This window comes from Salipiger bermudensis (genome assembly GCF_019801965.1).
In the GTDB taxonomy this organism is placed as follows: Bacteria; Pseudomonadota; Alphaproteobacteria; order Rhodobacterales; family Rhodobacteraceae; genus Salipiger; species Salipiger bermudensis_A.
Map to the genome: position 1 here is coordinate 332,254 of NZ_JAHVIA010000002.1, position 23,470 is coordinate 355,723.

Below are 23,470 nucleotides of genomic sequence, written 5' to 3' on the forward strand. Positions count from 1 at the left end.
CTTGGCGCTGTGCGCCAATTCACCCCCGAGGTATTTGTCGAACCAGAGAAGGAGAGAGGGGCGCTCGGGGGCGGCGGTGGTTCGGCACCGGCGGTTGGGGGCCGGGGCGTTTGACCGGTGAGGGAACGGAGCGGCGCGCCGGACGTTGTGTCGGGCCCGGAGGAGGCAGGGCGCGCGGTCTTGATCGGCGGCGACCGGCTGCCGATATCGGGTTGAGCGGCCGTGCTATCGTATAACCGCGCCGGACATGCCATGTCGGGACCAGACCAGAGCAGACGAAGGACACACATATGCTCCGCATCCTCACCGCCGCGCTGACCGCGCTGATGCTGACCGCGCTGCCGGCGGCGGCGCAGAAGCTCTCGCTGAATGCGCTGTCGGGCTATCTCAACTCGATCCAGTCGGCCGAGAGCCCGTTTACCCAGATCAACAGCGACGGCTCGATCTCGACCGGCAAGATCCTGATCAAGCGTCCGGGCAAGGTCCGGTTCGAGTACAACCCGCCGGAGCAGGCACTGGTGCTGGCCTGGTCGGGGGCGGTCTATGTCTTCGACAAGAAGGTCGGCGGCCAGCCCGAGACCTACCCGCTGAGCCAGACGCCGCTGTCGATCATCCTCGACCGCAACGTCAACCTCGCGCAGGCGGGCATGGTGATCGGGCATGATTACGACGGCACCGCCACCACCGTCACGGCGCAGGATCCGAAACGCCCTGAATACGGCTCGATCCAGATGAAATTCACCGGCAACCCGGTGGAGCTGCGCCAGTGGATCATCCGCGACGGCAATGGCAGCACCACCACTGTGGTGCTGGGCGGGCTGCAGAAGACCAGCTTGCCCAACAGCGTGTTCGACGTGAACCGGGTCCGCTAGGCGGCACCGGCGGCCTCTGGCCCCGCGTGGCGCTCAGCGCGCCGCGCGGCAATTGGCCAGCTGCACCTCGTAAACCACGGCGCGGTTGCCGACATCGTCGGCGACCCGCAGCAGCCAGGCCTTGTTGTTGTAGGTGCCGCGCCGGAAGCCGCCGCGTCCCTCGTGATAGGCGAGGTACTGGTTGCGGGCGTCGCGCATGCTGATGCCGAGGCTGCGGGCGCTCTCGGCCATGTACCATCCCATGAAATCGGTCGCGTCGCGGATGTTGTCGCGGCGCGCGCGGCGCTTCCCGGTCGAGGCGAGGTATTCGTCCCAGGTGCCGTCGAGCGCCTGGCTGTAGCCGAAGGCCGAGCTCTGCCGGCCGTAGGGAATCACCCCCAGCGAATAGCGGAACGGGGTCCGGGCGTCGGACTTGAACTTGCTTTCCTGGTAGATCGTCGCCATCTGGACGTGCACGGGCACGCCCCATTTGCGCTCTGCGGCGCGGAAGGCGCGGGTGTAATGCGGGCGCTCCTTGAGGATCGCGCAGGCGTCCTCGAGGTTATTGGGCGACCGCCCGCTGCCACCGCCCCCGCAGGACGCGGCCAACAATACGATCACCAACGCGCGAAGCCATCTGCTCATCTGCCTCTCGCTTTTTATCTGATTTTATGTTTCTTGCCTCCCGCCAGTTTAGCCGATCAGCGGGCGAGTGGGAATCACAATTCCGATGGGACGCGGGATCGCGCGGCAGCGCGGGCCCTGTTTCGAAACCGGAGGTGAGCCGGCCCGGTTTGCCGCAATTGTCCACTGTCGGACCCGGGTTCACAGAGTGTTTCCCGGTTAAAGCCCTCTGAAGTTGGACAACTTGCCACGAAAATGCCAAAACTTGGACCAAGAGGTCTTTATGTACACACAGCGCGCCAAATATCATCTGGGCCAGGTTGTCCGGCACCGTAAGCACCCGTTCCGCGGCGTGGTGTTTGATGTCGACCCCGAGTTCAGCAACACCGAGGAATGGTACGAGGCGATCCCCGAGGACGCCCGCCCGGTGAAGGATCAGCCCTTCTACCACCTGCTCGCCGAGAACGAGCAGAGCTTCTACGTGGCCTATGTCTCGGAGCAGAACCTCGTTGCCGACTATTCCGGCGAGCCGGTCGACCATCCCGACATCCCCGATCTCTTCGGGGCGTTCGAGGATGGCAGCTACGCGCTGCATTTCCAGATGAACTGAGCTGAGCGGGCGGGGTGATGGATCTCCCGACCGCCCTCGCCCTTGTCGCCGCAACCCTCGCGCTCGTGGCGATCCCGGGCCCCAATGTCACACTGATCGTCGCCAACACCCTTACCCATGGCACCCGCCACGGCGTTGCCTCGGTGGCCGGCACCACGCTGGGCGTGGCGCTGCAGGTGGCGTTGCTGGCGCTCGGGCTGGCGGCGCTGATGCAGGTGGCGGCGGGGCTCTTCGAATGGCTGCGCTGGCTCGGCGCGGGCTATCTCGTCTGGCTCGGCGTGACCGAGTGGCGCCGTGGGCCGGGCCGGCTTGAAGCTGTCGCGCCGCAGCGGCTCAGGCCGCTGGCGCTGCTGGGGCAGGGCATGGCGGTGGCGGTCATCAATCCCAAGACATTGCTTTTCAACGCGGCCTTCCTGCCGCAATTCGCCGGGCCGCAGGGCGACGGGCTGATCCCGGTCGCGCTGCTCTACCTTGCGGTGGTGAGCGCCGGAGACCTGCTCTGGGTGTTGGCGGCGCGCAGCGCGCGCGGCTGGCTGGCCCGCGCCGGCGCCCTGCGGCACCGGCTGAGCGGGGCGCTTTACATGATCGCCGGGGCCGGGCTCGCGCTGGCGAAACTGCCGCGCTGAGGCGGCGGGCGGCTCAGGCCGCCGCGCGCACCAGATCGAGGAACTGCGCCACCTGCTCAGGGGTCAGCGACCAGTCGCAGACGAGGCGCGCGACGGCGGTCTCGTCGTCGGGGCCCTCGGGGGTGTCGAAGAGGTGATAATCGGCGCCCTGCGCCATCACCGCCTTGTGGGCGCCGCGCGACATCTCGAAGAACACCATGTTGGCATGGGTGTCGTTGAGGGTGGTGAGCCCGGCGCCCTTAAGCCCCTGTACGAGCTGGTCGCAGCGCGCGTTGGCGCGGGTTGCGAGATCGTGCCAGAGGTTGTCCGTCAGGTAGGCGTCCATCTGCGCGGCGAGGTAGCGGTGCTTGGAGAACAGCATCGCGCCGCGCTTGCGGCGGTACTCGAATTCCGCAGCTTTCGCTTCAAGCGCGACCGCTTCGCTACTTGAGTGCGCGGTCGTGTCGAAGATCAGCACCGCCTCGACACCCATCAGCCCGTTCTTGGTTCCACCGAAGACGCAGATGTCGACGCCGGCTTTCCAGCTCATCTCGGCCGGCGTGACGCCGAGCTTCACCGCGGCGTTGGCGAAGCGGGCGCCGTCGAGATGCACCGGCAGGCCGTATTCCTTGGCCACCGCTGTCAGGGCGTGCAGTTCGTCCATGGAATAGACGTTGCCGCGCTCGGTGAGCTGGGTGATCGAGACGGGGCCGCGCTTTGGGCCATGGACGCCGCGCGTCTCCTCGCCCTCGATGGCGGCGCGCAGGGTCTCGGGTGTCAGACGGTCGCTCTGGCCCGCGAAAGTGAGCTTGGCGCCGCCGGTGAAGAACTCGGGCGCGTTGCACTCGTCCTCATGGATATGCGCGGTCGGCGAGCAGAACACGGTGGCATAGGGCGGGCAGAGGCAGGCCAGCGACAGCACGTTGGCCGCAGTGCCGGTCGGCACGAGGTAAACCGCCGCCTCGGGGGCCTCGAAGAGCTCGCGCAGGCGCTGGGTGACCGAGAGCGTCAGGTCATCGGCGCCGTAGCCGGCCACGTGGCCCGCGTTGGCGCGGGTCATGGCCTCGAGCACCTGCGGCGGCACAGGGCCGGAATTGTCGGAGGCAAAGAACATCAGACGGGCTCCTCGATGATGTGGTCTTCCCAATCGTCCTCGTCGATCTCGAATTCGGGCACGGTGCGGTCGCGCATCGAGACGCCGGCCTGATGCACGGTCTCGGGATCGCCCGAGATCAGCGGGTGCCAGTCGAACAGCTTCTCGCCGGCCCAGAGCAGGCGGTAGGCGCAGGTCTGGGGCATCCAGTAGGCGTGCTCGTCGATGTTCGAGGGTTTCAGGACGATGCATTCCGGCACGAACTGGTGCCGGATCGGGTATTGGGCGCAGCGACAGGTGCCATCGTCGAACAGGCGGCAGGCGACATCGGTGAGTGCAACCTCGCCGGTCTCCTCGTCCTCGAGCTTGTTGAGGCAGCACTTGCCGCAGCCGTCGCACAGCGCCTCCCATTCGCGCTCGGAGAGGTCCTTGAGCGACTTGCTCTCCCAGAAGCGCGGGGCGAGGCCGCTGCGGTCGATCGGATCGCTCATAGCGCCTCCAGGATGTCGCGGGCGCGGGCGCAATCGGCGTCCATCTGTTCGATCAGCGCCTCGAGGCTGTCGAACTTCACCTCCGGGCGCAGGTATTCCACGAGGCCAATGGAGAGGGTGGCGCCGTAGAGGTCGCCCTTGAAGTCGAAGATGAAGGTTTCGAGGTTGGGTCGGTTCTCGCCGAACATCGGGCGCACGCCGATCGAGGCGGCGCCGTGGTAATGGCCCTTGTGTTCGCCGGTGAGCACCTCGACCAGCACGGCGTAGACGCCGAGCCGCGGCGGGTGCAGCCCGTCGATCGACATGTTGGTGGTGGGATAGCCCAGCTCGCGGCCGCGCTGCTCGCCGCCGATCACCGTGCCCTCGATGCGGTGCCAGTGGCCGAGCTGGGCGGCGGCGTCGCGGGGGCGGCCCTCGGTCAGCGCCGCGCGGATCGCGGTCGAGCTGACCTGCCCGCCCTCGTGCTCGAGAATCTCGGCCACGGTGACTCCGAAGCCCATCTCTTCGCCGAAGCGCTTGAGGTGCTCGACCGTGCCGGCGCGCCTGTTGCCAAAGCAGAAATCGGCGCCGACCACGACATGCTTGAGGCCGAGCCCGTCCTTGATCACCTTGCGGGCAAATTCCTCGGGGGTGAGCGCGGCGAGGGCTGCATTGAAATTGATCTCGTAGAGCCGCTCGATGCCGAGCTTCTCGAGCCGCGAGGCGCGCGCCTTGGCCGACATCAGCCGGAAGGGGGCCGAGTCGGGGGCGAAATACTCGCGCGGGTGGGGCTCGAAGGTGAGCACGCCAAGCGGCGCGTCGCCGCCGGCCGCGCGCGCGAGGCCGATCACCGCCTGGTGGCCGCGATGCACGCCATCGAAGTTCCCGATGGCCACGCTGGCGCCCCGGTCCTGGGGCTCGACATACTGGTAATCCCGGATGATCCGCATGAGCGAAGGCCTAGCCCCGTCCGCCGGCAGGCGCAAGACGGGGCGGTGCGGGGAGGGGGCGTGAGGGCGGTGATGGCTGCGAGGTTGGGCGCCGCCGCGCCATCGCAGGTGGTTGAGCGTTGCGGCGCGGAATCAAGGCGAAGCCGCCGCGCCATCGCCGGCCCGCCCGGACGGGCTGGTGATTTGGTGACGCTTGGCGCTGCGTGTCGAGGTCTTTCGGATGTCCGCTGGATAAATCGAGAGGTTCAAAGCGCCGCTTCGCCACCCCGCGGGCCGCCGATGGCGCGGCGTCACCCGGCGTTCCGCGGGGTGGCCGTGCAGTGCGGCGCGAAATCAAGGCCGCAGGCCGCCGCGCATCGCCGGACCGCCCCCCCCCCGGGCCGGCGATTTGGTGACGCCAACGCTGAGTGTCGAGGTGTTTCGGATTTGGCAGGGATAAATCGAGAGGTTCAGAGCCTTGGATCGCAGCCCCGCGGTCCGGCGAAGCGCGCCGGCTCCCCCCGAGGCGGAGCCGGCGAACCCCGCTGGCACCTCACCCGTAATCGCGTTCCCCGAAGATCGCCGAGCCGACACGCACGTGAGTCGCCCCGAGCGAGATCGCCTGCTCGAAATCCGACGACATGCCCATCGACAGCCCCTCGAGACCGTTGCGCTCGGCGATCTTGGCCAGCAGCGCGAAATGCAGCGAGGGCGTCTCGTCGACGGGCGGAATGCACATCAGCCCCTTGAGCGGCAGGTCGAGCCCGCGCACCTCCGCGATGAAGGCATCCGCATCGGCGGGCAGGATGCCCGCCTTCTGCGGCTCTTCGCCGGTGTTGACCTGCACGAAGAGATCCGGGCAGTGCCCCAGCTCCTGCGCCAGCCGCGCCAGCGTGTTGGCGAGCTTGGGGCGGTCGACCGCGTGGATCGCCGAGAACAGCTCCATCGCCTGCCGCGCCTTGTTGGTCTGCAACGGCCCGATCAGGTGCACGTCGATCCCCGCGAAGCGCTCCTTCAGCGCCGGCCACTTGCCCTGCGCCTCCTGCACCTTGTTCTCGCCGAAAAGCCGGTGGCCCTGCTCGAGCACAGCCTCGACGCGCTCGATCGGCTGCACCTTGCTCACCGCGATCAGCTGCACCGCGCCCTCGGGCCGTCCGGCCTTTGCCTCGGCCTTGGCCACGCGCTCGCGGATGTCGGTCAGTCCCATGGTTCGTCTCCCCACGCCTCGATGAAGGGTTGCAACTCGCGCTCGTGTTTCTTCCAGGCCTGCGCCGAGCCAGTGTAAATCGGCTGGCGCGCCTGGCTGACGCTGAGCGTCTTCACGGCGCCGCTCTTGTTCTTGTGGAAATCGAGGCAGGCGTCCTGCCAGTCAAGCCCCGCCGCGGCGATCAGCGCCCGCGACTGTGGCTCGGGATCGGACACCAGCGCCTCGTAGCGGATCTCGTGCACCACGCCGGGCAGCGCCTCTTTCCAATGCGCGACGAATCCCCGGAAGCGCTTGATGGCATGGGCGATGTCGGCGAGGTCGTTGCCGTAGCGGTGGCTGCCGGTGTTGAAATAGTTCTTGTAGATCGACAGCGCGATGTCGCGCGGATCGCGCTGCACGACGATGAAGCGCGCCTGCGGCAGGGCGCGGTGCAGCAACCCGATGATCAGATAGGAGAGAATCGACTTGTCGGTGATCACCGGACTGTCGCCGGGCACATCGCGCCGGGCCAGCGTGGTGTAGCGCTTGCCGAAGGCCTCGATTCTGGCAGTGTCGGTGATCGGGCGCATCTGCTCGCCGGCGCCGAAGGTGCCGTAGGCGAGCTTGAGCGCCAGCCCGAGCTCGTTGCCGGCGCTGACCTCGCCATGGGCGGCGAGGATACGCTCGACCAGCGTGGTGCCCGAGCGCGGCATGCCGGTGACGAAGACCGGGCGGGGGCTCAGGGCAGGCTCCGCAGAGGGCAGGGCGGGGAGGTCGGCCTGCGCGGCGCGCACGGCGGCGAACTCTCGATCCTGCGCGGCATTGTCGAAAGGCGCGGCCTTGCGCTGCAGGGCGTTGGCGCGGGCGACGCAGGCAAAGCCTTTCTCGGGCTGGCCGGTCTCGTCGAGCGCCTTGCCGAGCGCATAGCCAAGCTGGATGCGGGCGGGCTCGGGCAGATCCTTGCGGGTCCAGAGCTTTTCCATCGCGGGCAGCAGCGGATCGCCTTGGCTGAGTTTCTTGCCGCCAAGGAAGATGCGGTAGAGCTGCGCCTCGTTCGGGTGCTGCCTGAGGAGCTTGCGGAAAATCTTCTCGGCCTCGTCGAAGCGGCCGAGATGTTGCAGGTAATGGGCCTTGTCGGCTTGTGCGCCAAGCGTGCTGCCGGGTGCGGCGATCAGCCGGTCATAGGCGGCGAGCGCCTCATCGCTGGCGCCGAGATGGCGGAAGCGCTCGGCGGCGTGTTGGGTGAGCTGGAGATTGCCGGGGGCGAGTTTGACCGCCTTGCGCAGCTGGGCGAGGCAGGTCTCGCGGTCACCCTCCTCGAAGGCGATGCGTGACAGCTGGTAGGGGATGTCCGCCCGCTTGGGCTCGGCGAGGGCGAGCTGCTGCAGGGCGCTGCGGGCCTTGCTCAGACGGCCCTGTGCCATGTCGCTTGCGGCCTGTTTCATCAGCCGGGTCTTGGTGTCGGCGGAAAGCGGCAGCATGGCGGATGGCCCCTCTTGATCGGACAAAAAGAAAAGAGCGGGCAAATGCCCGCTCTTCCCTTACCTCAATCTCCGGGGAGATTAGAAGTTCATGCGCAGACCCAGCGAGTAGGTGTCGTAGTCGTCGTCGATGCCGCCAAGGTCGAACTCGGAGTAGCCGTAGCCGAAGCGGGCTTCGAGACCGCCACCCAGGTCGTACAGAGCTGCGAAGCCCCAACCGGACAGGCTGTCGCCGCCGTCGATGTCGTACTCACCGTAGTTCAGGCCGAGGGCCAGAGCGTTCATCTCGTAGCCGAGGCCGATGCCCCAGTGCTCGACGCTGTCGGTGTCGCCGAAGGAGTCGCTGGCGAGGTCGGCGTTGGTGTAGGTCAGACCGGCAGAGAAGCCGCTGCCGAAGCCACCGGTCACTGCGACGGTGGTGATGTCAGCATAGTCTTCCAGGGTCTGGTAGCCGAGGCCGACGTTCAGGTCGACAGTGGACACCTGGCCGGCGTACGAAACGCCGAGGCCCCAGATGGTGTTGCCGGTGACGTCCGCGTCTGCGCCGTCGTCAACCTGCTCAGCCGACAGCGAGAAGGTGAAGGCGTCGTAGGCGTAGTCGAAACGAGCGATCTGGCCGTCGCCGAGGCCGTCGAGCGAGAGGCCAACGCCGTCGGAGTCGAGGTCGAAGCCGTCGGAGTGGTTGAAGCCGAGGTGAACGGTTTCGTCGTCGTTCAGCGAGCCGCCTGCAAGCGCCAGTTCCGGGACGCGGGCGTCGAGTGCGCCGTCGGTGTCACCCATGGTGAAGGTCGCGCCACCGTAGGAGATGAAGATCGTTTCACCACCTTGCTGCGACCCGGTCTCGAACGCGCCGGTGTTCGATTCGTCGAGGTCGATCGACGCGCCGAAGGTCAGGCCGTTGTCGGCTTCGCCGGACATGGTGAAGGTGACGTCGATGTCGGTGAAGAACTGTGCTTCGCCGTCGATCACTTCGCCGTCTGCCTTGGTCTGGACGCCCGGCTGGAAGATACCCATCTCGGCCATGCCGGTCAGAGCGATTTCTGCGGAGGCGACGCCAGCGGTTGCAACCAGCGCGGTGGTAGCAAACAGAATGCTTTTCATTGTTTCCCTCATGTGTTCGTAAGGCACGTACCAATCCGGGTAGCCCGGCCTTGATGGGCTTTCTATGCGCCCTCGGAGCCTTCGTTTGCAACTGCGGGCTGGAAGGGGCGGGCAACAAGCAAATCAGTGATGCGCAATTGTCACAACGCCGCCCAAGGGCCCCGCGCGCCGGCCGGCATCGGCGGTTTTCCTGCGGCAATCCCGACTTGTCGCGCGTCCAGCGCACGAGTATGCAGGAGCAGAATTAAGAGACGGGCAGGAGCGCGAGCGGATGAGTTTTATGCGGACGGCGAAGGTTGCCATCTTCACGGGCGGGCTGCTGCTGCTCTCTGGCTGCGGAACGGTGAACAGCTGGTTCGACGGGCAGGGCGCCGACACCCGCAACGTGCCGCCGGGCAATGCCGAGACGTCGCAGGAGATCATCGAGCAGGAAATCTACGGTCGCGACGGGAAGCCCGACTCGACGATCTGGGATATCTTCGGCGCACGGGAGGATGCCGGCAAGGTCGGCGCGGTGAACCGCTACATCTGGAATGCCTCGCTCGACGTGCTGGATTTCCTGCCGGTCGACTCGGTCGATCCCTTCACCGGCGTGATCACCACCGGCTACGGCACCCCGCCGGGCGGCGGCGGCGCCTACCGCGCGACGATTTACATTTCCGACCCGGCGCTCGACGCGCGCTCGCTCAACGTCGCGCTGATGACCCGCGGCGGCCCGGTCGATGGAGCCACGACACGGGCTGTGGAGGATGCCATCCTGACCCGTGCCCGTCAGCTGCGGGCCCGCGACAGCAACCTCTAACAACGCGGCCTTCTGGTCCGTCCCGGGCGTAACCATCTGGCAGAATAAAAGGCGCGGACCACGGGGCCGCGCCTTTCTCGTTCCGGGCTGATTTCGGGCGCGTTTCGGGGCGGGGCTCGGCAGCGGCCCCGCGCGCCGGTTCAGCTCTTCTTGCCGACATTCTCCGCGAAGGCCGTCTCGAAGGCGGCTTTCTTGGCGTCATCCGCCGGCGTCTGGTTCAGCGATTTCCATTCGTCATAGGGCATGCCGTAGAAGATCTCGCGCGCCACTTCCTTGCCCATCTCGATGCCGCGCTCGGCAGCGGCTTCCTGGTACCAGCGCGAGAGGCAGTTGCGGCAGAAGCCGGCGAGATTCATCAGGTCGATGTTCTGCACGTCCTGCCGGTCCTGCATCAGGTGCTTTTGCAGCCGGCGGAAGGCGGCGGCCTCGAGTTCGATTCGGGTCTGGTCGTCCATGATGTCCTCCGTCGTCGTCTTGGGATGGGTGTCTGCCCGGTTATGTGGGGCTACTCGGGCACCGAGTCGAGAGCCGCCTGAAGATGCGGCGCGAGCCGCGCGCCCCAGTGGCGCTGCTGCTCTTCGGTCTCGATCAGGTCGTTGCGCAGCTCGATCAGCGTGTTCACCCGGCCATGGCGCAGCGCGTGGCGGTCGATGGCGTCGCCGGGCAGGTGGCCGGGATAGGGCTGGTTGCGTCCCACGGTCAGGTCGGGCTCCTGCTCGAGCCGGGCGATCAGCGGATCCGAGAGCCGCGCGTCCCAGGCGTGCAGGATACCGACATGCCAAGGCCGGGTGGGGCGGCCGCGCAGCTGCCGTGTGAAGGAGTGCACCGACACGATCGCCACCTCGCCCCGCGACGCGGCCAGCAACTCGAGCGCGGCGTGGTAGGGGCGATGATAGGCGTTGAGCCGGCGCGCCTTCTCTTCCTCGTCGGCATGGCGGTTGCCGGGAATGATCGAGCCGTCATAGAGTCGCATCAGCAGGGTGGGGTCGTCCTCGCCGCGGTTGGGATCGATCACCAGGCGCGAGAAGTCGGCCCAGACCAGCGGCGAGTCGAGCGCCTCGGCCAGGGCGCGCGCGGTTCCCAGAGCGCCTACATCATAGGCAATGTGGCGCGCCATGTCGGGCTCGGGCAGACCAAGGGTTCCCCCCAGATCGGGCGGCACGGTATTGGTCGCATGATCGCAGGTGACCAGAAAGCGCCCTTTCCGGCCCTCTCCCTCTATCTGGTATGGTGTGTAGGTCATGGCAGCCGTCTTGTTCGCACCCGCCGGTTTAGAGCAGTTGCGCCATGAAGGGAATTGCGCAATACCCCGGGTAAGAGGGCGTTAGCGGTAACTGGTTTAAACGCTGAACGAAATGCGGCGCCGGTCCGGCGTAGCAGCAGGGAGACGGAAAATGAGACGTTTGCGCAAAGTGAAAATCGTGGCCACGCTTGGCCCGGCGAGCAACACCTACGAGATGATCCGCACCCTGCACGAGGCGGGGGCGGACGTGTTCCGCCTCAACATGAGCCACGGCACCCACGAGGACATCACCAAGCTGCACCGGGCCATCCGGCAGGTCGAGAAGGATCTCGACAGCCCGATCGCCATCCTCGCCGACCTGCAGGGTCCGAAGCTCCGCGTCGGCGAGTTCGAGAACGGCGAGGAAGAGCTGGAATGGGGCGAGACCTTCCGCCTCGATCTCGACAAGGCACCGGGCACCAAGAAGCGCGTCTGCCTGCCGCACCCGGAGATCTTCCAGGCGCTCGGCGTGGGCGCGCACCTTCTGGTCAATGACGGCAAGATCCGCCTGCGGGTCGAGGAATGCGGCGAGGATTTCGCCAACTGCATCGTCGAGGCGGGCGGCACGATCTCCAACCGCAAGGGCGTCAACGTGCCCGACGTGGTGCTGCCGCTGGCGGCGCTTTCCGAGAAGGACCGCAAGGATCTCGAGTTTGCCGCGGCGCTCGGCGTCGACTGGCTGGCGCTCAGCTTCGTGCAGCGCCCCGAGGACGTGGAAGAGGCGCGCAAGCTCTGCGACGGCCGCGCCGCGATCCTGTCGAAGATCGAGAAACCCTCGGCGGTGAAGAGCTTCGACGCCATCCTTGAGGCCTCCGACGGCATCATGGTGGCGCGCGGTGATCTCGGCGTCGAGCTGCCTGTGCAGGCGGTGCCGCCGATCCAGAAGCGCCTGATCCGCAAGTGCCGCGCTGCCGGCAAGCCGGTGATCGTCGCCACCCAGATGCTCGAATCGATGATCGAGAGCCCGATGCCCACCCGCGCCGAGGTCTCCGACGTGGCGACGGCGATCTACGAGGGAGCCGACGCGGTGATGCTCTCGGCGGAATCGGCTGCCGGCCAGTACCCGGTCGAGGCGGTGACGACGATGAACAACGTCGCCGTCGGCGTCGAGAAGGACAGCACCTATACCGAGGTGATCGAGGCCAGCCGCAACATCGAGAAGACTGGCGTGGCCGACGGCATCGTCGCCGCCGCCCGCGAGATCGCAGAGTCGGCCAACATCAAGGTGATCTGCTGCTTCACCTCCTCGGGCACCACGGTGGCCAAGGTGGCGCGCGAGCGTCCGCGGGTGCCGATCATCGCCATGACCTCGCTGCGCGGCACCGCCCGCCGGCTGTCGCTGACCTGGGGCGTGAACTGCGTGATGACCGGCGAGCTCGAGCGCTTCAAGCAGGCGGTGGTCAACGCCGCCCGCGCCGCACGGGCGCAGGGCTATGCCGGCTCCGAGGACCAGATCGTGGTCACTGCCGGTGTGCCGTTCAACATGCCCGGCACCACCAACATCCTGCGCGTCGCCCCCTGCGACGAGCGGCTGATCTACTCCACCGACCCGGAGTGATCCGGTTGTAGGCCGAATCGAAGGGCCCCCGCGTCACAAGGCGCGGAGGCCCTTTCTGCTTTTCGGCCTCGTGTATCCTGCCAAGACAGCGCCCGAGCCCCGTGTTAGCCTCCGCCGCATGACACCCGATCAGCTGCTTGTTCTTGGCCTGTTTCTCGCCTGCTGCGCCGTTCTGGCGCTGTTCTCGGCCTATGCCGACAGCCGCAGGCCCTATATCGGCGGCGGGCTCGCGGTGGCGGCGCTGGCGGTGCTGCTGCACGGCAACACGAGCGCGCCCGGAGGCTATGCCTTTCAGGATGTGCCGGATGCGGTCTATGGCGTCATCGCCGATGTCGTGCGATAGCCGCCCCTGGGGGGCGTCGCTGCCCGTCCGCACCCGGATTCCCGCTTGCATCAAAGCCCCGTCGCGCCTATAGGAGCGCCTCCTACCGCGCGTCCGGCCCTCAGTGGCATGCCGAGTCGCGCGTTCACCGCAGAACGTCAAGGAGACGGAAATGCCCAAGATGAAGACAAAATCGAGCGCCAAGAAGCGCTTCAAGGTGACCGGCACCGGTAAGGTCGTCGCAGGTCAGGCTGGCAAGCGCCACGGCATGATCAAGCGCACCACGAAGTTCATCCGCGACGCTCGCGGCACCACCACGCTGTCGGCTCCCGACGCAAAAATCGTCAAGGGCTACATGCCCTACGACCGCTGATAGGAGGCTAGACACATGGCACGAGTCAAAGGTGGTACCGTCACCCACGCCCGTCACAAGAAGGTTCTCGATCAGGCGAAAGGCTACTACGGCCGTCGCAAGAACACCTTCAAGGTTGCCGCACAGGCCGTCGACAAGGCGAACCAGTACGCGACCCGCGACCGCAAGAACCGCAAGCGCAACTTCCGCGCCCTGTGGATCCAGCGTATCAACGCAGCCGTCCGCGCGCATGACGAGGCTCTGACCTACTCGAAGTTCATCAACGGTCTGACCAAGGCCGGCATCGAGGTCGACCGCAAGGTCCTCGCAGACCTCGCCGTTCACGAGCCCGAAGCCTTCGGTGCGATCGTGGATCAGGCCAAGGGTGCGCTGGCCGCGTAAGCGACCGACCCTTCGAGATCGAAAAACACCGCGTCCGGGGCTCCGGGCGCGGTTTTTTTATGTCCGGCGGTCAGGCAAGGCGGCTTAGGTGGAGCGGGGGTCGGAGGGGGCCTCGGACGCCTCTGGCTCGATCTGGCCGCGCCGCGCCAGCCAACGGGCCAGCAGCGCCACGCCGAAGGCCCAGGCAGCGCCAAGGCTCCAGCCTGCCAACACGTCGGACGGCCAGTGCACCCCGAGATAGACCCGGCTTGTGCCGACGAGCATGGCCAGCAGCGCCGCCATCAGGACGAGGAAGACCCGGATCCGGCGGCGCCTCTCGGTGCGCGCCAGCATCACCGCGAGCGTCAGGTAGGTCACCGCCGCCATCATCGAATGCCCCGACGGGAACGAGGCGGTGGCGACATCGACACCATGCGGAACAAGGTCGGGGCGCGGGCGCGAGAAGGCGAACTTGGCGAAATGCGACAGCAGCTGGCCGCCCAGTACGGCGCAGAACACGAAGAGCGCCGAGGCGCGCTTGCCGCGCAACACGAGGTAGATCAGCACCGCCGCCGTCATCAGCGTCAGGATGGTGACACCGCCGAGCGCCGTGAGATCGCGCATCGCAACCTCGATCTGCGGCCCGCCGATCGGGTTGGCCGGCTCGCCGGGCGTGCGCAGCGCCAGCAGCACCGCCTCGTCGAAGGCGTGCAGGTCGCCCTCGAGCATCTCCGCCGCTAGCGCCACGAAACCCCAGAGCGCCCCGGCAACGACGACGATGCCGAGCAGGGTCATCGCTTCGATGCGGCGGGTGAGGGCGGTGATCGGGGCGGGCAGGTGCATTCTTGGTCTCCTTCGCGGCCTTCGGGCTGCCGCCGACAAGGTGGGGCGCGCGCGGCGGGAGGCAAGCGGAGAGCGCCCGGGAGATCGGTTTCGAGATCGGCGTCGGAAGGGCGGGGAGAAGCGCGCTGGCGACCCGTCGAGGACTCGAACCCCGAACCTGCTGATTAGAAGTCAGCTGCTCTATCCAGTTGAGCTAACGGGCCGTGCGCCCGCCCGTTCTAGCCGCAAGAGAGGGGCCACGCAATCGGCCTTGGCGCGCGGGTTTTGCCCCTGCGACTTGCGTCTTTCCACCGGCCCCGCTAGGTGACGGACAACTCCTGGATACGAGGGTGCCGAGATGGATGATCTGCGCGGAAAATACATCGAGCTGATTGGGGCTGCTGCCGACGAGGCGGCGCTCGAAGACCTGCGGGTGCAGGCGGTTGGCAAGAAGGGCGAGATCAGCCTGCAGATGCGCAGCCTCGGCAAGATGAGCCCGGAAGAGCGTCAGGTCATGGGCCCGAAGCTCAACGCGCTCAAGGACGAGATCAACAGCGCGCTCGCCGCCAAGAAGGCGGCGCTGGCCGATGCCGCTCTCAACGAACGCCTCGCCTCGGAATGGCTCGACGTGACGCTCCCGGGCCGCACTCGCCGCCAGGGCTCGATCCACCCGGTGAGCCAGGTCTGGGAAGAGTGCACCGCGATCTTCGCCGATATGGGCTTCTCGGTGGCCGAGGGCCCGCAGATCGAGCAGGACTGGTACAATTTCGACGCGCTCAACATCCCGGGCCACCACCCGGCGCGCGCCGAGATGGACACCTTCTACATGCACCGCGCCGAGGGCGACGAGCGCCCGCCGCACGTGCTGCGCACCCATACCTCGCCGGTGCAGATCCGCTCGATGGAGGCGCAGGGCGCGCCGCTGCGGATCATCTGCCCGGGCCGCGTCTACCGCGCCGATTACGACCAGACCCACACGCCGATGTTCCACCAGGTCGAGGGCCTCGCCATCGACAAGAACATCTCCATGGCCAACCTCAAGTGGGTGCTGGAAGAGTTCTTCTCGGCCTATTTCGGCACCACGGTGAAGACCCGCTTCCGCGCCTCGCACTTCCCCTTCACCGAGCCGTCGGCCGAGGTCGACATCCAGTGCCAGTGGAAGGACGGCTCGGTCGTGGTGGGCGAGGGCGACGACTGGCTCGAGGTTCTGGGCTCCGGCATGGTGCACCCCAAGGTGCTGGCCGCCGGCGGCATCGATCCGAACGAATGGCAGGGCTTTGCCTTCGGCATGGGCATCGACCGTATCGCGATGCTGAAATACGGCATCCCCGACCTGCGCGCCTTCTTCGACAGCGACCTGCGTTGGCTGCGCCATTACGGCTTCGCCTCGCTAGACGTGCCGACGATCCGGGGCGGCCTCTCGCGCTGATCGCTGGTCTTCGCGGGCAGTAGACCTAAGGTCGGGGCAACGTCTCCCGACCGAAGGAACCTCCCGCGATGAAGCTCTTCAACCACGCCAACCGCCAGCGCAACGCCGACACGCGGCGGGTCTATGCGCTGTTCGAGATCGCCCACACGCTTGTCGATTTCGGTGCCGCCGTCTGCTTCACCATCGGCTCGGTGCTGTTCTTCTGGCCGGAATACGAGACCCCGGCGATCTGGCTCTTCACCGTTGGCTCGGTGCTGTTCATGGCCAAGCCGACGCTTCGGCTGGCGCGCGAGATCAAGCTTTACCGCATGGGCCAGCTCGACCGGCTGGCCGAGCGCGCCCAGAACGACTGACCCCGGGCCTGACCGGGATCAAGGCGGCGACTCTCCCAAGCTGGTACAATCCACGACTATGAGCGTGGAGGAGACCATGAACAGCATCGTCACGACAGACCGACTGCAGACCGATCCGGCGCCCGTCCCGGTGCCGCAGGAGTTCCGCATCCGTTGGAGCCTCGAGCCCTTTGCCGCCACCGGCGTGTTCGACGCCTGGCTCGATCTCGGCAGCGAGATGCAGAGCTTCTACGCCGACCGGATCCGCGCCGAGGTGGAAACCCAGCACGAGATCCTGCACAGCCGCAGCCCGGCCGAGCTCGCGCGGATCCAGGCGGCGTTCTTCCGCCGGGCGGTGTCGGATTACCGGGCGCATCTCGGCCGGATGACCGAGATGCTCGAGCAGATCTGGTTCCCGCAGCAGGGCACACGGGATCAGCCGAAGACCTAGCGCGCAGGCGCGTAGATCCGCTAGGACGAGGGCGCTCCCCAAAGGGGCGCCCTCAGCCGAAGACGTAGCTCCCCGGGGCCGCGCCCAGCGAGGGCAGGGGGGCGTTCTTGGCCGGGCGGCGGTCGGAGGAGTGTGTCGTCAGCCAGTCGCTCCATTCCGGCCACCACGAGCCCTCGCGCAGCGGATGCGCCTTGATCCAGAGATCGGGATCGGTGGCATGGCCGGGCACGGGGCCGACGCGATAATGCCGCCGCGGGTGGCCGGGCTCGGAGACGATGCCGGCATTGTGCCCGCCGCTGGTCAGCACGAAGGTGTTGGTCCCGTCGGCGAAGCGGGTGATCTTCCACGCCGAGCGCCACGGGGCCACGTGGTCGCGCTCGGTGCCCACGGCGAAGACCGGCACCTCGATATCCTCGAGCGAGATCGGACGGCCGCCGACGCTGTATTGCCCCAGCGCCAGCCGGTTCTCGAGGAAGAGCTTGCGCAGGTATTCCGCATGCATCCGCGCCGGCATCCGCGTGGCATCGGCGTTCCACGCCATCAGGTCGTTCATGTTGCCGCGCTCGCCGAGGAGATACTCGCGAATGGTGCGCGACCAGATCAGGTCGTTCGAGCGCAGCATCTGGAAGGCGCCGGCCATCTGGTCGGATTTCAGGTAGCCCTGCTCGGCCATGATGTCTTCGAGGAAGGCGACCTGGCTGTCATCGATGAACAGGGTGATCTCGCCAGCCTCGGTGAAATCGACCTGCGCCGCGAGCAAGGTCAGCGAGGCGAGCCGCGTGTCGCCATCGCGCGCCATCGCGGCGGCGGCGATCGACAGCAGCGTGCCGCCGAGGCAGTAGCCGGCCGCGTGGATCTTCTCGCCCGGCACGGCCTTCTCGATCACCTCGAGCGCGTCGAAGATACCGAGCCGCACGTAATCCTCAAGCCCGAGATCGGCATCCTCCTCGCCCGGGTTAAGCCAGGAGATCATGTAGACCTCGATGCCTTGGTCGAGCAGGAAGCGCACCATCGAGTTATGCGCCGACAGGTCGAGAATGTAGTATTTCATGATCCAGGCCGGGACGATCAGCAGCGGCTCGGCCTGCACCGTCTCGGTGGTCGGGCGGTAGCGGATCAGCTCGATTAGCCGGTTGCGATAGACCACCTCTCCGGGCGTGGTCGCGAGAGTCTCGCCGACCTTGAAGCCGCCGGTCTCGGGCGGGGCGCCCTCGGCGTCGCGGGCGAAATCCTCCATCCAGTTCTGTAGGCCGCGCAGCAGGTTGGCACCGCGCTCCTCGCGTGTGCGGTCGAGCACCACCGGGTTGGTCGCCGCGTAATTCGACGGCGCCAGCATGTCGAGGGTCTGGCGGGTGGCGAAGTTGACGATCTGCGCGTGGCGCGGGGCCATGCCCTGCACGCCGCTGGTGGCGGCGTTCCACCAGTCCTCGGTGAGCAGGAACCATTGCGCGACGAGGTTGTAGGGCGCGCGCTGCCATTCCTCGTCGCGGAAGCGCTTGTCGGCGGCCATTGCGGCGCAGCTCTCTGAGCTCGGACGCCACGGGCAGCTCACCGCCGCCTGCATTGCCTTCGCGGCATTGGACACGGCGCGTTCCTGCAGCTCGGCCTGCTTGGCGGGAGAGCCCGCCAGATGCGCCGCCCAGTCGAACCACGCGGTGGCGAGCCCCATCGGCGACAGGCCACCGGTCAGGCTGCCGAGCGCCGCGTGATAGGAGCGGTCGATGGCGGCGTGCGGGGGCGTGTCCCGTGAGGGGACGGCTTCTGCGGGGGTGATGGGGCCAGCATGTTCCATGGCTCCGGGGTCTCACGATCCGCCGCAAGCCGCCTTGATCCGGCGCAAGGTCTTTGGTGACGTTGCGTCGTTTTTCGAGAGTTTTCCAGATGTTGGCGGAAACAATCCGGGCGCGGGGGGCTCAGGCCGCCCGTGCCGCCGGGTGCGGGCGCAGCCGGCCGGCCCCCCAGGCGCTCAGCGCGACCATGATGGCGGCGGTGCCAAGGCAGAGCGGCAGCCCGCCAAGCTGGTAGCTCGCGCCCGAGAGCACCGTGCCCAGCAGCCGCCCGGTGGCGTTGGCCATGTAGTAGAAGCCCACGTCCATCGTCACCCGGCTGTCTTCGGAGAAGGCGAGGATAAGGTAGGAATGCAGCGAGGAATTCACCGCGAAGATCGCCCCGAAGACGAGCAACCCGAGCACCAGCGTGGCCGTCAGCCAAGGCGCGGGCGCGCCCGCGAACGCCACCAGCAGCGCCAGCAGCGCCGGCACCACGAAGAGCGCCAGCGCCCAGTGCCGCGCATCGCCGACCAGCGCCGCCTCGCCACGCTGCTTCGCCTTGAGCAGCCGCGGCGCCGCCGCCTGCACCGCGCCGTAGAGGATGATCCACAGCGCCATGAAGCTGCCGATGGTGAAGAAGGCCACGCGGTTGCCCGCCTCGCTGCCGTCGGACAGCACGGCGTAGAAATAGATCGGGATGCCGACGACGAACCAGACGTCGCGGGCACCGAACAGGAAGACCCGCGCGAAGCTCAGCCAGTTGACGTTGCGATTCTTCGAAAGCACCTCGCGGAACTTGGCATCCTTGCGGCCCGTGGGCAGGCCCTTGGGCATGCGCAGCGCCACCGCCACGAGGATCCCCGCCAGCACCCCCGCCATGGCGAGCACCGACGGCACGAAGCCTGCCAGCCCCAAAAGCGCCGCGCCGAGCAGGAAGCCAAGCCCCTTCACCGCGTTCTTCGAGCCGGTGAGCGCCGCGACCCAGCGGAAGAGCCCATCCTCGCCCTTCGGAGCGAGCAGCTTCACCGCCGATTTCGACGACATCTTGGCCAAGTCCTTGGCGACGCCAGAGGCGCCCTGCACCAGCATCACGAAGGCCACCGAGGCCCCGATCGCCCATTCCGGATCGAGCTGCGCCAGCGCCAGCAGCGCCAGCACTTGCAGGCCGAGGCCGGCATAGAGCGTCGTGGTCAGACCGAACCGCGCCGCGATCCAGCCCGCCGAGAGGTTGGTCACCACGCCCGCGATCTCGTAGAGCACGAAGAGATAGGCGAGCTGCACCGGCGAAAAGCCGAGCGTGTGGAAATGCAGCAGCACCAGCATGCGCAGCGCGCCGTCGGTGAGCATGAAGGCCCAGTAGGCGGCGGTGACGGCGATATAGGCCGCGAGCGGCTTCTCGGGGGCGTCGGTCATGGCGGCTTTCGTCGCTTTCTACGGTCTTGGATGGCCTAGCGGCAGAGCGTGACGCGCGCGTGTCAGAGCGACGCGCCGACCATCAGCGCCACGTCGGCGAGACGGTTGGCGTAGCCCCATTCATTGTCATACCAGGCGTAGACCTTGAGCTGGGTGCCGTTGACCACCGTCGTCGATTGCGCATCCACGATGCTCGAGCGCGGATCGTTGACATAGTCGCAGCTCACCAGAGGGCGGGTCTCGTAGCCGAGAATGCCTTTGAGCGGGCCGTTCGCTGCCGCTTCGAAGAGCGCGTTGACCTCCTCTGCCGTGGTCTCGCGCTCAAGTTCGAAGACACAGTCGGTCAGCGAGGCGTTGAGCAGGGGGACCCGCACCGCGTGGCCGTTCAGCTTGCCGGTCAGTTCCGGATAGATCAGCGTGATCGCGGTGGCGCTGCCTGTGGTGGTGGGGATCAGCGAGTTCAGAGCCGAGCGGGCGCGGCGCAGATCCTTGGCAGGGCGGTCGACGATGGTCTGGGTGTTGGTGACGTCGTGGATCGTGGTGATCATGCCGTGCTTGATGCCCAGGGCTTCGTGCACCACCTTGACCACCGGCGCGAGGCAGTTGGTCGTGCAGCTCGCCGCCGTCACGATGCTGTGCTGCGCGGGATCGTAGGCGTCGTTGTTGACGCCAAAGACGATATTGGCGCTCGGGCCGTCCTTGACCGGGGCAGAGACCACGACCTTCTTCACGCCGGCGTCGAAATAGGGGGCGAGCTTTGCTTCGGTCTTGAACACGCCGGTGCAGTCGATGACCACGTCGACGCCCGCGAGCGGCAGATCCTCGAGGCGCCTCTCGCAATGCACCGGCAGGCGGGTTCCGTCGATGGAGAGGCTGTCGGCGTCGTGCGAGAATTCGGCCTCCCAGCGACCGTGCACGGTGTCGAACTCCAGAAGATGCGCATGCATCTCCGGGTCGCCCACGGCGTCGTTGATCCAGGCGATCTTGGCGCCCTTCTCCAGCAGCGGGCGGAGGGCGAGCTTGCCCATGCGGCCAAGCCCGTTCAGTGCGTAGGTGGTCATCCGGCGAGGTCCTCGGTCTCGGTCTGGCCGATCTTGTCGACGGCCTGTTGCAGGGAAATCCGGTCGAGCGCCTCGATCGGAAGGGCGGTGAAGGCCGAGAGGCGGTGCTTGAGCATGCCGTAGACCTGCTGGAAGGCGAGGCTCTTCTCGGCCTCGGTGCCGGTGGCCTTCACCGGATCGGGCAGACCCCAATGGGCGCTGATCGGCTGGCCTGCCCAGGCGGGGCAGTCCTCGTTGGCGGCGCGGTCGCAGACGGTGAAGACGAAATCCATCTTCGGCGCGTCATGAGCCTGGAATTCGGATATGTTCTTGGCCCGCAGCCCCCCGGTCTTGAAGCCCTTATCACGCAGGGTTGCGAGTGCGATCGGGTTGAGCTCGGAATAGGGCCTGGTGCCGGCCGAGAAAGCGTTGAAACGGTCGCCTGCGAGTTCGCGCAGCAGCGTCTCGGCGATGATCGAGCGCGCGGAATTGCCGGTGCAGATGAACAGCACGTTGTATTTCCCGTCGGACATGGCCGGTCCTCCTTGCTGGCTGGCGAGCGCCTCGGGCGGGCAGAGATCCGGCCGCCCCCGGCAACAATCGTTGAACAGGAAGCCCACGAGACCGCGCAGCGCCGCGATATTCGCCCGGTAGAGCAGCGAGCGCCCGACCCGGGTCTGGGTGATCAGGCCGGCTTCGCGCAGAGTGGAGAGATAGACCGAGGCCGTGCTGGGCTTGAGCCCGAGGACTTCGGTGATCTCGCCGGCGGGCAGCGCATCGGGATAGCGCCGCATGAGCAGGCGAAACAGCTCCATGCGCTGCGGGTGGCTGAGAGTGCCGAGCTGTTCGAATCGTAAAGCTTCCATATTTCATGAAATATGGAAGCGTCTGGATTTGGGCAAGTGAAGAGTTGATGACAGCGCCCGGAAGGCCGATCAGCGGGCAGGGCGTCTGACGGTCATGCGCGGGACGCGATGGCGCGCTCGGGTCGGAGCATGGCCTTGCGCGGAATAGAGGCCGATGGCCGTCCCGCCACGCGCGAGGCCATCACCTTCAGCACGATGCAGCTTGACGCACGCCCGACCAGCGGGGCGCGTCTTGCGCCTCAGCCCAGTTTGCCGCTCATCCGCGCGTGGTGCAGCGCGGCCACCGCGCAGGAAGCGAGGCGGCTCATGTCGTCGTCGGAGCGGCTGTTGAGGATGATCGGCACCCGCGCGCCCAGCACCAGCCCCGCCGCCTCGGCGTGGGAAATATAGGTCAGTTGCTTGGCCAGCATGTTGCCGGCGTCGAGGTTCGGCGCCACGAGGATCTCGGCGTGGCCGGCCACCGCCGAGGTGATGCCCTTGGTGCGCGCCGCGGCGATGTCGACGGCGTTGTCCATCGCCAGAGGACCATCGACGAGCCCGCCGGTGATCTGGCCGCGATCGGCCATCTTCGACAGCAACGCCGCGTCGATCGAAGAGGGGATATCCGGGTTCACCGTCTCGGTGGCGGAAAGCACGCCGACCTTGGGCTGCTCGATGCCGAGCGAGATCGCGAGGTCGATGGCGTTCTGGGTGATGTCGACCTTGGTCTTGAGATCGGGAGCGATGTTGATCGCCGCGTCGGTGACCAGAAGCGGGTGTGGCTGGCCGGGCACGTCCATCACGAAGATATGGGTGAAGCGCCGGCCCATGCGCAGCCCGGTCTGCTTGTCGAGGATCGGGCGCAGCAGCATGTCGGTGTGCAGATGGCCCTTCATGATCGCCTCGGCGCGGCCTTCGTGGACCAGCTCCACGGCCCTGCGCGCGGCGTTGCGATGCAGCGGTTCGTGCAGGATCTCGACGCCGTCGAGGGTCACTCCCATGGCCGAGGCGACCTCGGCGATCTTGTCGGTATCGCCGATAAGGATCGGCTCGATCAGCGTGTGATCGCGGGCCTTGAGCGCGCCGCCGAGCGAGTTGGGCTCCTCGGGGCAGACCACGGCGGTCTTCAGCGCGGCGAGCGGCTCGGCGCGCTTCAGCAGCTTCTCGAAATGGCGGTGACGCTGCACCACCAGCCCGGGCAGGTCGTGGCTGTTGTAGCTGACCTTGCGGCGCGGGGTCAGCACCTCGGCCATGCCGGAGAGCACCAGCGCACCGTCGGAGAGGCGGCGCACCTCGGTCGCGAGCGTCACCGTGGTCTCGCGCTCGTTCTTGTCGGTCACGGTGACGCGGATCACCAGCTCGTCGCCGGCGAAGACGCGGGCGTGGAACTGGGCGTTCTGGGAGCGGTAGAGGGTGCCCGCGCCGGGCAGCACGTTGCCCAGCACCGCGCCGAGCAGCGCGCCGATGAACGAGCCCGGCGCCATCGCCTCGGGGCGACCATCGCCATCGCCATCCTGATCGAAGATGTGCAACGGATTGTGGTTGCCCGACACGTTGGCATAGACCAGCAGGTCGTCGGCAGTGATGAGGCGGTTCAGCTCTGCCTTGTCGCCCACCTTGAGTTCGTCGAAGGTGCGGTTCTCGATCAGCATGTAGGTCTCCGGCTGTTCACGGGCCTGCCGCCGGATGGCGGGCAGGGCAAGCTCCGGTCACAGCTATAGA

At 67.1% G+C, this 23,470-nt stretch carries 26 protein-coding genes and 1 tRNA gene; 11 read left to right on the plus strand and 16 right to left on the minus strand.

Going from position 1 to position 23,470, the window contains the following annotated elements:
* Nucleotides 1-290 precede the first annotated feature (290 nt).
* Complete coding sequence (locus tag KUV62_RS05505) at nt 291-872, plus strand: LolA family protein (RefSeq protein WP_222602675.1); 582 nt, start codon at nt 291-293, stop codon at nt 870-872.
* 33 nt (nt 873-905) lie between these two features.
* Here the strand turns inward: KUV62_RS05505 and KUV62_RS05510 are convergent, their stop codons facing one another.
* Nucleotides 906-1,496, minus strand: a complete 591-nt coding sequence (locus KUV62_RS05510; RefSeq protein WP_222602676.1) for a lytic transglycosylase — start codon at nt 1,494-1,496, stop codon at nt 906-908.
* Nucleotides 1,497-1,758: 262 nt separating this feature from the next.
* On the opposite strand from KUV62_RS05510, the gene hspQ reads away from it, so the two are divergent.
* Together hspQ and KUV62_RS05520 are read left to right on the plus strand one after the other, a co-directional pair.
* Entirely contained in the window at nt 1,759-2,085 is a 327-nt protein-coding gene (gene hspQ / locus KUV62_RS05515) for a heat shock protein HspQ (protein ID WP_222602677.1), read from the plus strand.
* Between the two features lie 17 nt (nt 2,086-2,102).
* On the plus strand, nt 2,103-2,711 hold the full coding sequence (locus tag KUV62_RS05520; protein ID WP_222602678.1) for a LysE family translocator: 609 nt from the start codon (nt 2,103-2,105) through the stop codon (nt 2,709-2,711).
* Between the two features lie 13 nt (nt 2,712-2,724).
* Here the strand turns inward: KUV62_RS05520 and KUV62_RS05525 are convergent, their stop codons facing one another.
* From KUV62_RS05525 to KUV62_RS05550, 6 genes are all read right to left on the minus strand, one after another.
* Nucleotides 2,725-3,804 (minus strand): threonine aldolase family protein, encoded by a 1,080-nt coding sequence (locus KUV62_RS05525; RefSeq protein WP_222602679.1) that lies wholly within the window; start codon nt 3,802-3,804, stop codon nt 2,725-2,727.
* Nucleotides 3,804-4,274: a YcgN family cysteine cluster protein gene (locus tag KUV62_RS05530; protein WP_222602680.1), complete on the minus strand. Its 471-nt coding sequence runs from the start codon at nt 4,272-4,274 to the stop codon at nt 3,804-3,806. The genes KUV62_RS05525 and KUV62_RS05530 overlap by 1 nt, the downstream gene beginning before the upstream one ends.
* A complete protein-coding gene (locus tag KUV62_RS05535; protein WP_222602681.1) occupies nt 4,271-5,203 on the minus strand; it encodes a bifunctional riboflavin kinase/FAD synthetase in 933 nt (310 codons plus the stop codon). The genes KUV62_RS05530 and KUV62_RS05535 overlap by 4 nt, the downstream gene beginning before the upstream one ends.
* Before the next feature lie 532 nt (nt 5,204-5,735).
* Nucleotides 5,736-6,389, minus strand: a complete 654-nt coding sequence (locus KUV62_RS05540) for a YggS family pyridoxal phosphate-dependent enzyme (protein ID WP_222602682.1) — start codon at nt 6,387-6,389, stop codon at nt 5,736-5,738.
* Nucleotides 6,380-7,849 carry a sulfotransferase family protein gene (locus KUV62_RS05545; protein WP_222602683.1) on the minus strand — a complete coding sequence of 490 codons (1,470 nt, stop codon included), beginning with the start codon at nt 7,847-7,849 and terminating at the stop codon, nt 6,380-6,382. Before KUV62_RS05545 ends, KUV62_RS05540 begins: the two co-directional genes overlap by 10 nt.
* An 81-nt stretch (nt 7,850-7,930) precedes the next feature.
* Entirely contained in the window at nt 7,931-8,950 is a 1,020-nt protein-coding gene (locus tag KUV62_RS05550; protein WP_222602684.1) for a porin, read from the minus strand.
* 271 nt (nt 8,951-9,221) lie between these two features.
* On the opposite strand from KUV62_RS05550, the gene KUV62_RS05555 reads away from it, so the two are divergent.
* Entirely contained in the window at nt 9,222-9,752 is a 531-nt protein-coding gene (locus tag KUV62_RS05555) for a DUF3576 domain-containing protein (protein WP_222602685.1), read from the plus strand.
* A gap of 140 nt (nt 9,753-9,892) precedes the next feature.
* On the opposite strand, the gene KUV62_RS05560 is transcribed toward KUV62_RS05555, so the two are convergent.
* Together KUV62_RS05560 and KUV62_RS05565 are read right to left on the minus strand one after the other, a co-directional pair.
* Nucleotides 9,893-10,207 carry a DUF1244 domain-containing protein gene (locus tag KUV62_RS05560; protein ID WP_222602686.1) on the minus strand — a complete coding sequence of 105 codons (315 nt, stop codon included), beginning with the start codon at nt 10,205-10,207 and terminating at the stop codon, nt 9,893-9,895.
* Nucleotides 10,208-10,257: 50 nt separating this feature from the next.
* Nucleotides 10,258-10,995 carry an N-formylglutamate amidohydrolase gene (locus tag KUV62_RS05565; RefSeq protein WP_222602687.1) on the minus strand — a complete coding sequence of 246 codons (738 nt, stop codon included), beginning with the start codon at nt 10,993-10,995 and terminating at the stop codon, nt 10,258-10,260.
* A gap of 151 nt (nt 10,996-11,146) precedes the next feature.
* Here KUV62_RS05565 and pyk point away from each other — a divergent pair, with 151 nt between their 5' ends.
* The 4 genes from pyk (at nt 11,147) to rplT (ending at nt 13,668) form a co-directional block, all read left to right on the plus strand.
* Nucleotides 11,147-12,592, plus strand: a complete 1,446-nt coding sequence (pyk, locus tag KUV62_RS05570; RefSeq protein WP_222602688.1) for a pyruvate kinase — start codon at nt 11,147-11,149, stop codon at nt 12,590-12,592.
* Nucleotides 12,593-12,710: 118 nt separating this feature from the next.
* Nucleotides 12,711-12,935 (plus strand): hypothetical protein, encoded by a 225-nt coding sequence (locus KUV62_RS05575; RefSeq protein WP_222602689.1) that lies wholly within the window; start codon nt 12,711-12,713, stop codon nt 12,933-12,935.
* Nucleotides 12,936-13,086: 151 nt separating this feature from the next.
* Nucleotides 13,087-13,287, plus strand: a complete 201-nt coding sequence (gene rpmI / locus KUV62_RS05580; RefSeq protein ID WP_007796782.1) for a 50S ribosomal protein L35 — start codon at nt 13,087-13,089, stop codon at nt 13,285-13,287.
* 15 nt (nt 13,288-13,302) lie between these two features.
* Entirely contained in the window at nt 13,303-13,668 is a 366-nt protein-coding gene (gene rplT, locus KUV62_RS05585) for a 50S ribosomal protein L20 (protein WP_007796779.1), read from the plus strand.
* Between the two features lie 84 nt (nt 13,669-13,752).
* Here rplT and KUV62_RS05590 read toward each other — a convergent pair whose 3' ends face one another.
* Both KUV62_RS05590 and KUV62_RS05595 read right to left on the minus strand, forming a co-directional pair.
* Nucleotides 13,753-14,490, minus strand: coding sequence for a phosphatase PAP2 family protein (locus tag KUV62_RS05590; RefSeq protein WP_222602690.1), 738 nt, complete (start codon nt 14,488-14,490; stop codon nt 13,753-13,755).
* A gap of 126 nt (nt 14,491-14,616) precedes the next feature.
* A tRNA-Arg gene (locus KUV62_RS05595) sits at nt 14,617-14,693 on the minus strand.
* Between the two features lie 134 nt (nt 14,694-14,827).
* Between KUV62_RS05595 and pheS the strand changes: the two genes are divergently transcribed.
* The 3 genes from pheS to KUV62_RS05610 all read left to right on the plus strand — a co-directional run bounded on the left by pheS (nt 14,828) and on the right by KUV62_RS05610 (nt 16,681).
* A complete protein-coding gene (pheS, locus tag KUV62_RS05600) occupies nt 14,828-15,898 on the plus strand; it encodes a phenylalanine--tRNA ligase subunit alpha (protein WP_222602691.1) in 1,071 nt (356 codons plus the stop codon).
* A gap of 68 nt (nt 15,899-15,966) precedes the next feature.
* A complete protein-coding gene (locus tag KUV62_RS05605) occupies nt 15,967-16,251 on the plus strand; it encodes a YrhK family protein (protein WP_222602692.1) in 285 nt (94 codons plus the stop codon).
* A 76-nt stretch (nt 16,252-16,327) separates the two neighbouring features.
* The gene (locus tag KUV62_RS05610; RefSeq protein WP_261395335.1) at nt 16,328-16,681 is read left to right on the plus strand and encodes a phasin family protein; all 354 of its coding nucleotides are present in this window, start codon (nt 16,328-16,330) and stop codon (nt 16,679-16,681) included.
* Nucleotides 16,682-16,733: 52 nt separating this feature from the next.
* Here KUV62_RS05610 and KUV62_RS05615 read toward each other — a convergent pair whose 3' ends face one another.
* From KUV62_RS05615 to KUV62_RS05635, 5 genes are all read right to left on the minus strand, one after another.
* Nucleotides 16,734-18,473 carry a PHA/PHB synthase family protein gene (locus KUV62_RS05615; protein ID WP_222602694.1) on the minus strand — a complete coding sequence of 580 codons (1,740 nt, stop codon included), beginning with the start codon at nt 18,471-18,473 and terminating at the stop codon, nt 16,734-16,736.
* A gap of 121 nt (nt 18,474-18,594) precedes the next feature.
* Complete coding sequence (gene arsJ, locus KUV62_RS05620) at nt 18,595-19,863, minus strand: organoarsenical effux MFS transporter ArsJ (RefSeq protein ID WP_222602695.1); 1,269 nt, start codon at nt 19,861-19,863, stop codon at nt 18,595-18,597.
* Between the two features lie 62 nt (nt 19,864-19,925).
* A complete protein-coding gene (locus KUV62_RS05625) occupies nt 19,926-20,924 on the minus strand; it encodes an ArsJ-associated glyceraldehyde-3-phosphate dehydrogenase (protein ID WP_222602696.1) in 999 nt (332 codons plus the stop codon).
* Nucleotides 20,921-21,769, minus strand: a complete 849-nt coding sequence (locus tag KUV62_RS05630; protein ID WP_222602697.1) for a helix-turn-helix domain-containing protein — start codon at nt 21,767-21,769, stop codon at nt 20,921-20,923. Before KUV62_RS05630 ends, KUV62_RS05625 begins: the two co-directional genes overlap by 4 nt.
* 239 nt (nt 21,770-22,008) lie before the next feature.
* On the minus strand, nt 22,009-23,400 hold the full coding sequence (locus tag KUV62_RS05635; RefSeq protein ID WP_222602698.1) for a bifunctional enoyl-CoA hydratase/phosphate acetyltransferase: 1,392 nt from the start codon (nt 23,398-23,400) through the stop codon (nt 22,009-22,011).
* Nucleotides 23,401-23,470 lie beyond the last annotated feature (70 nt).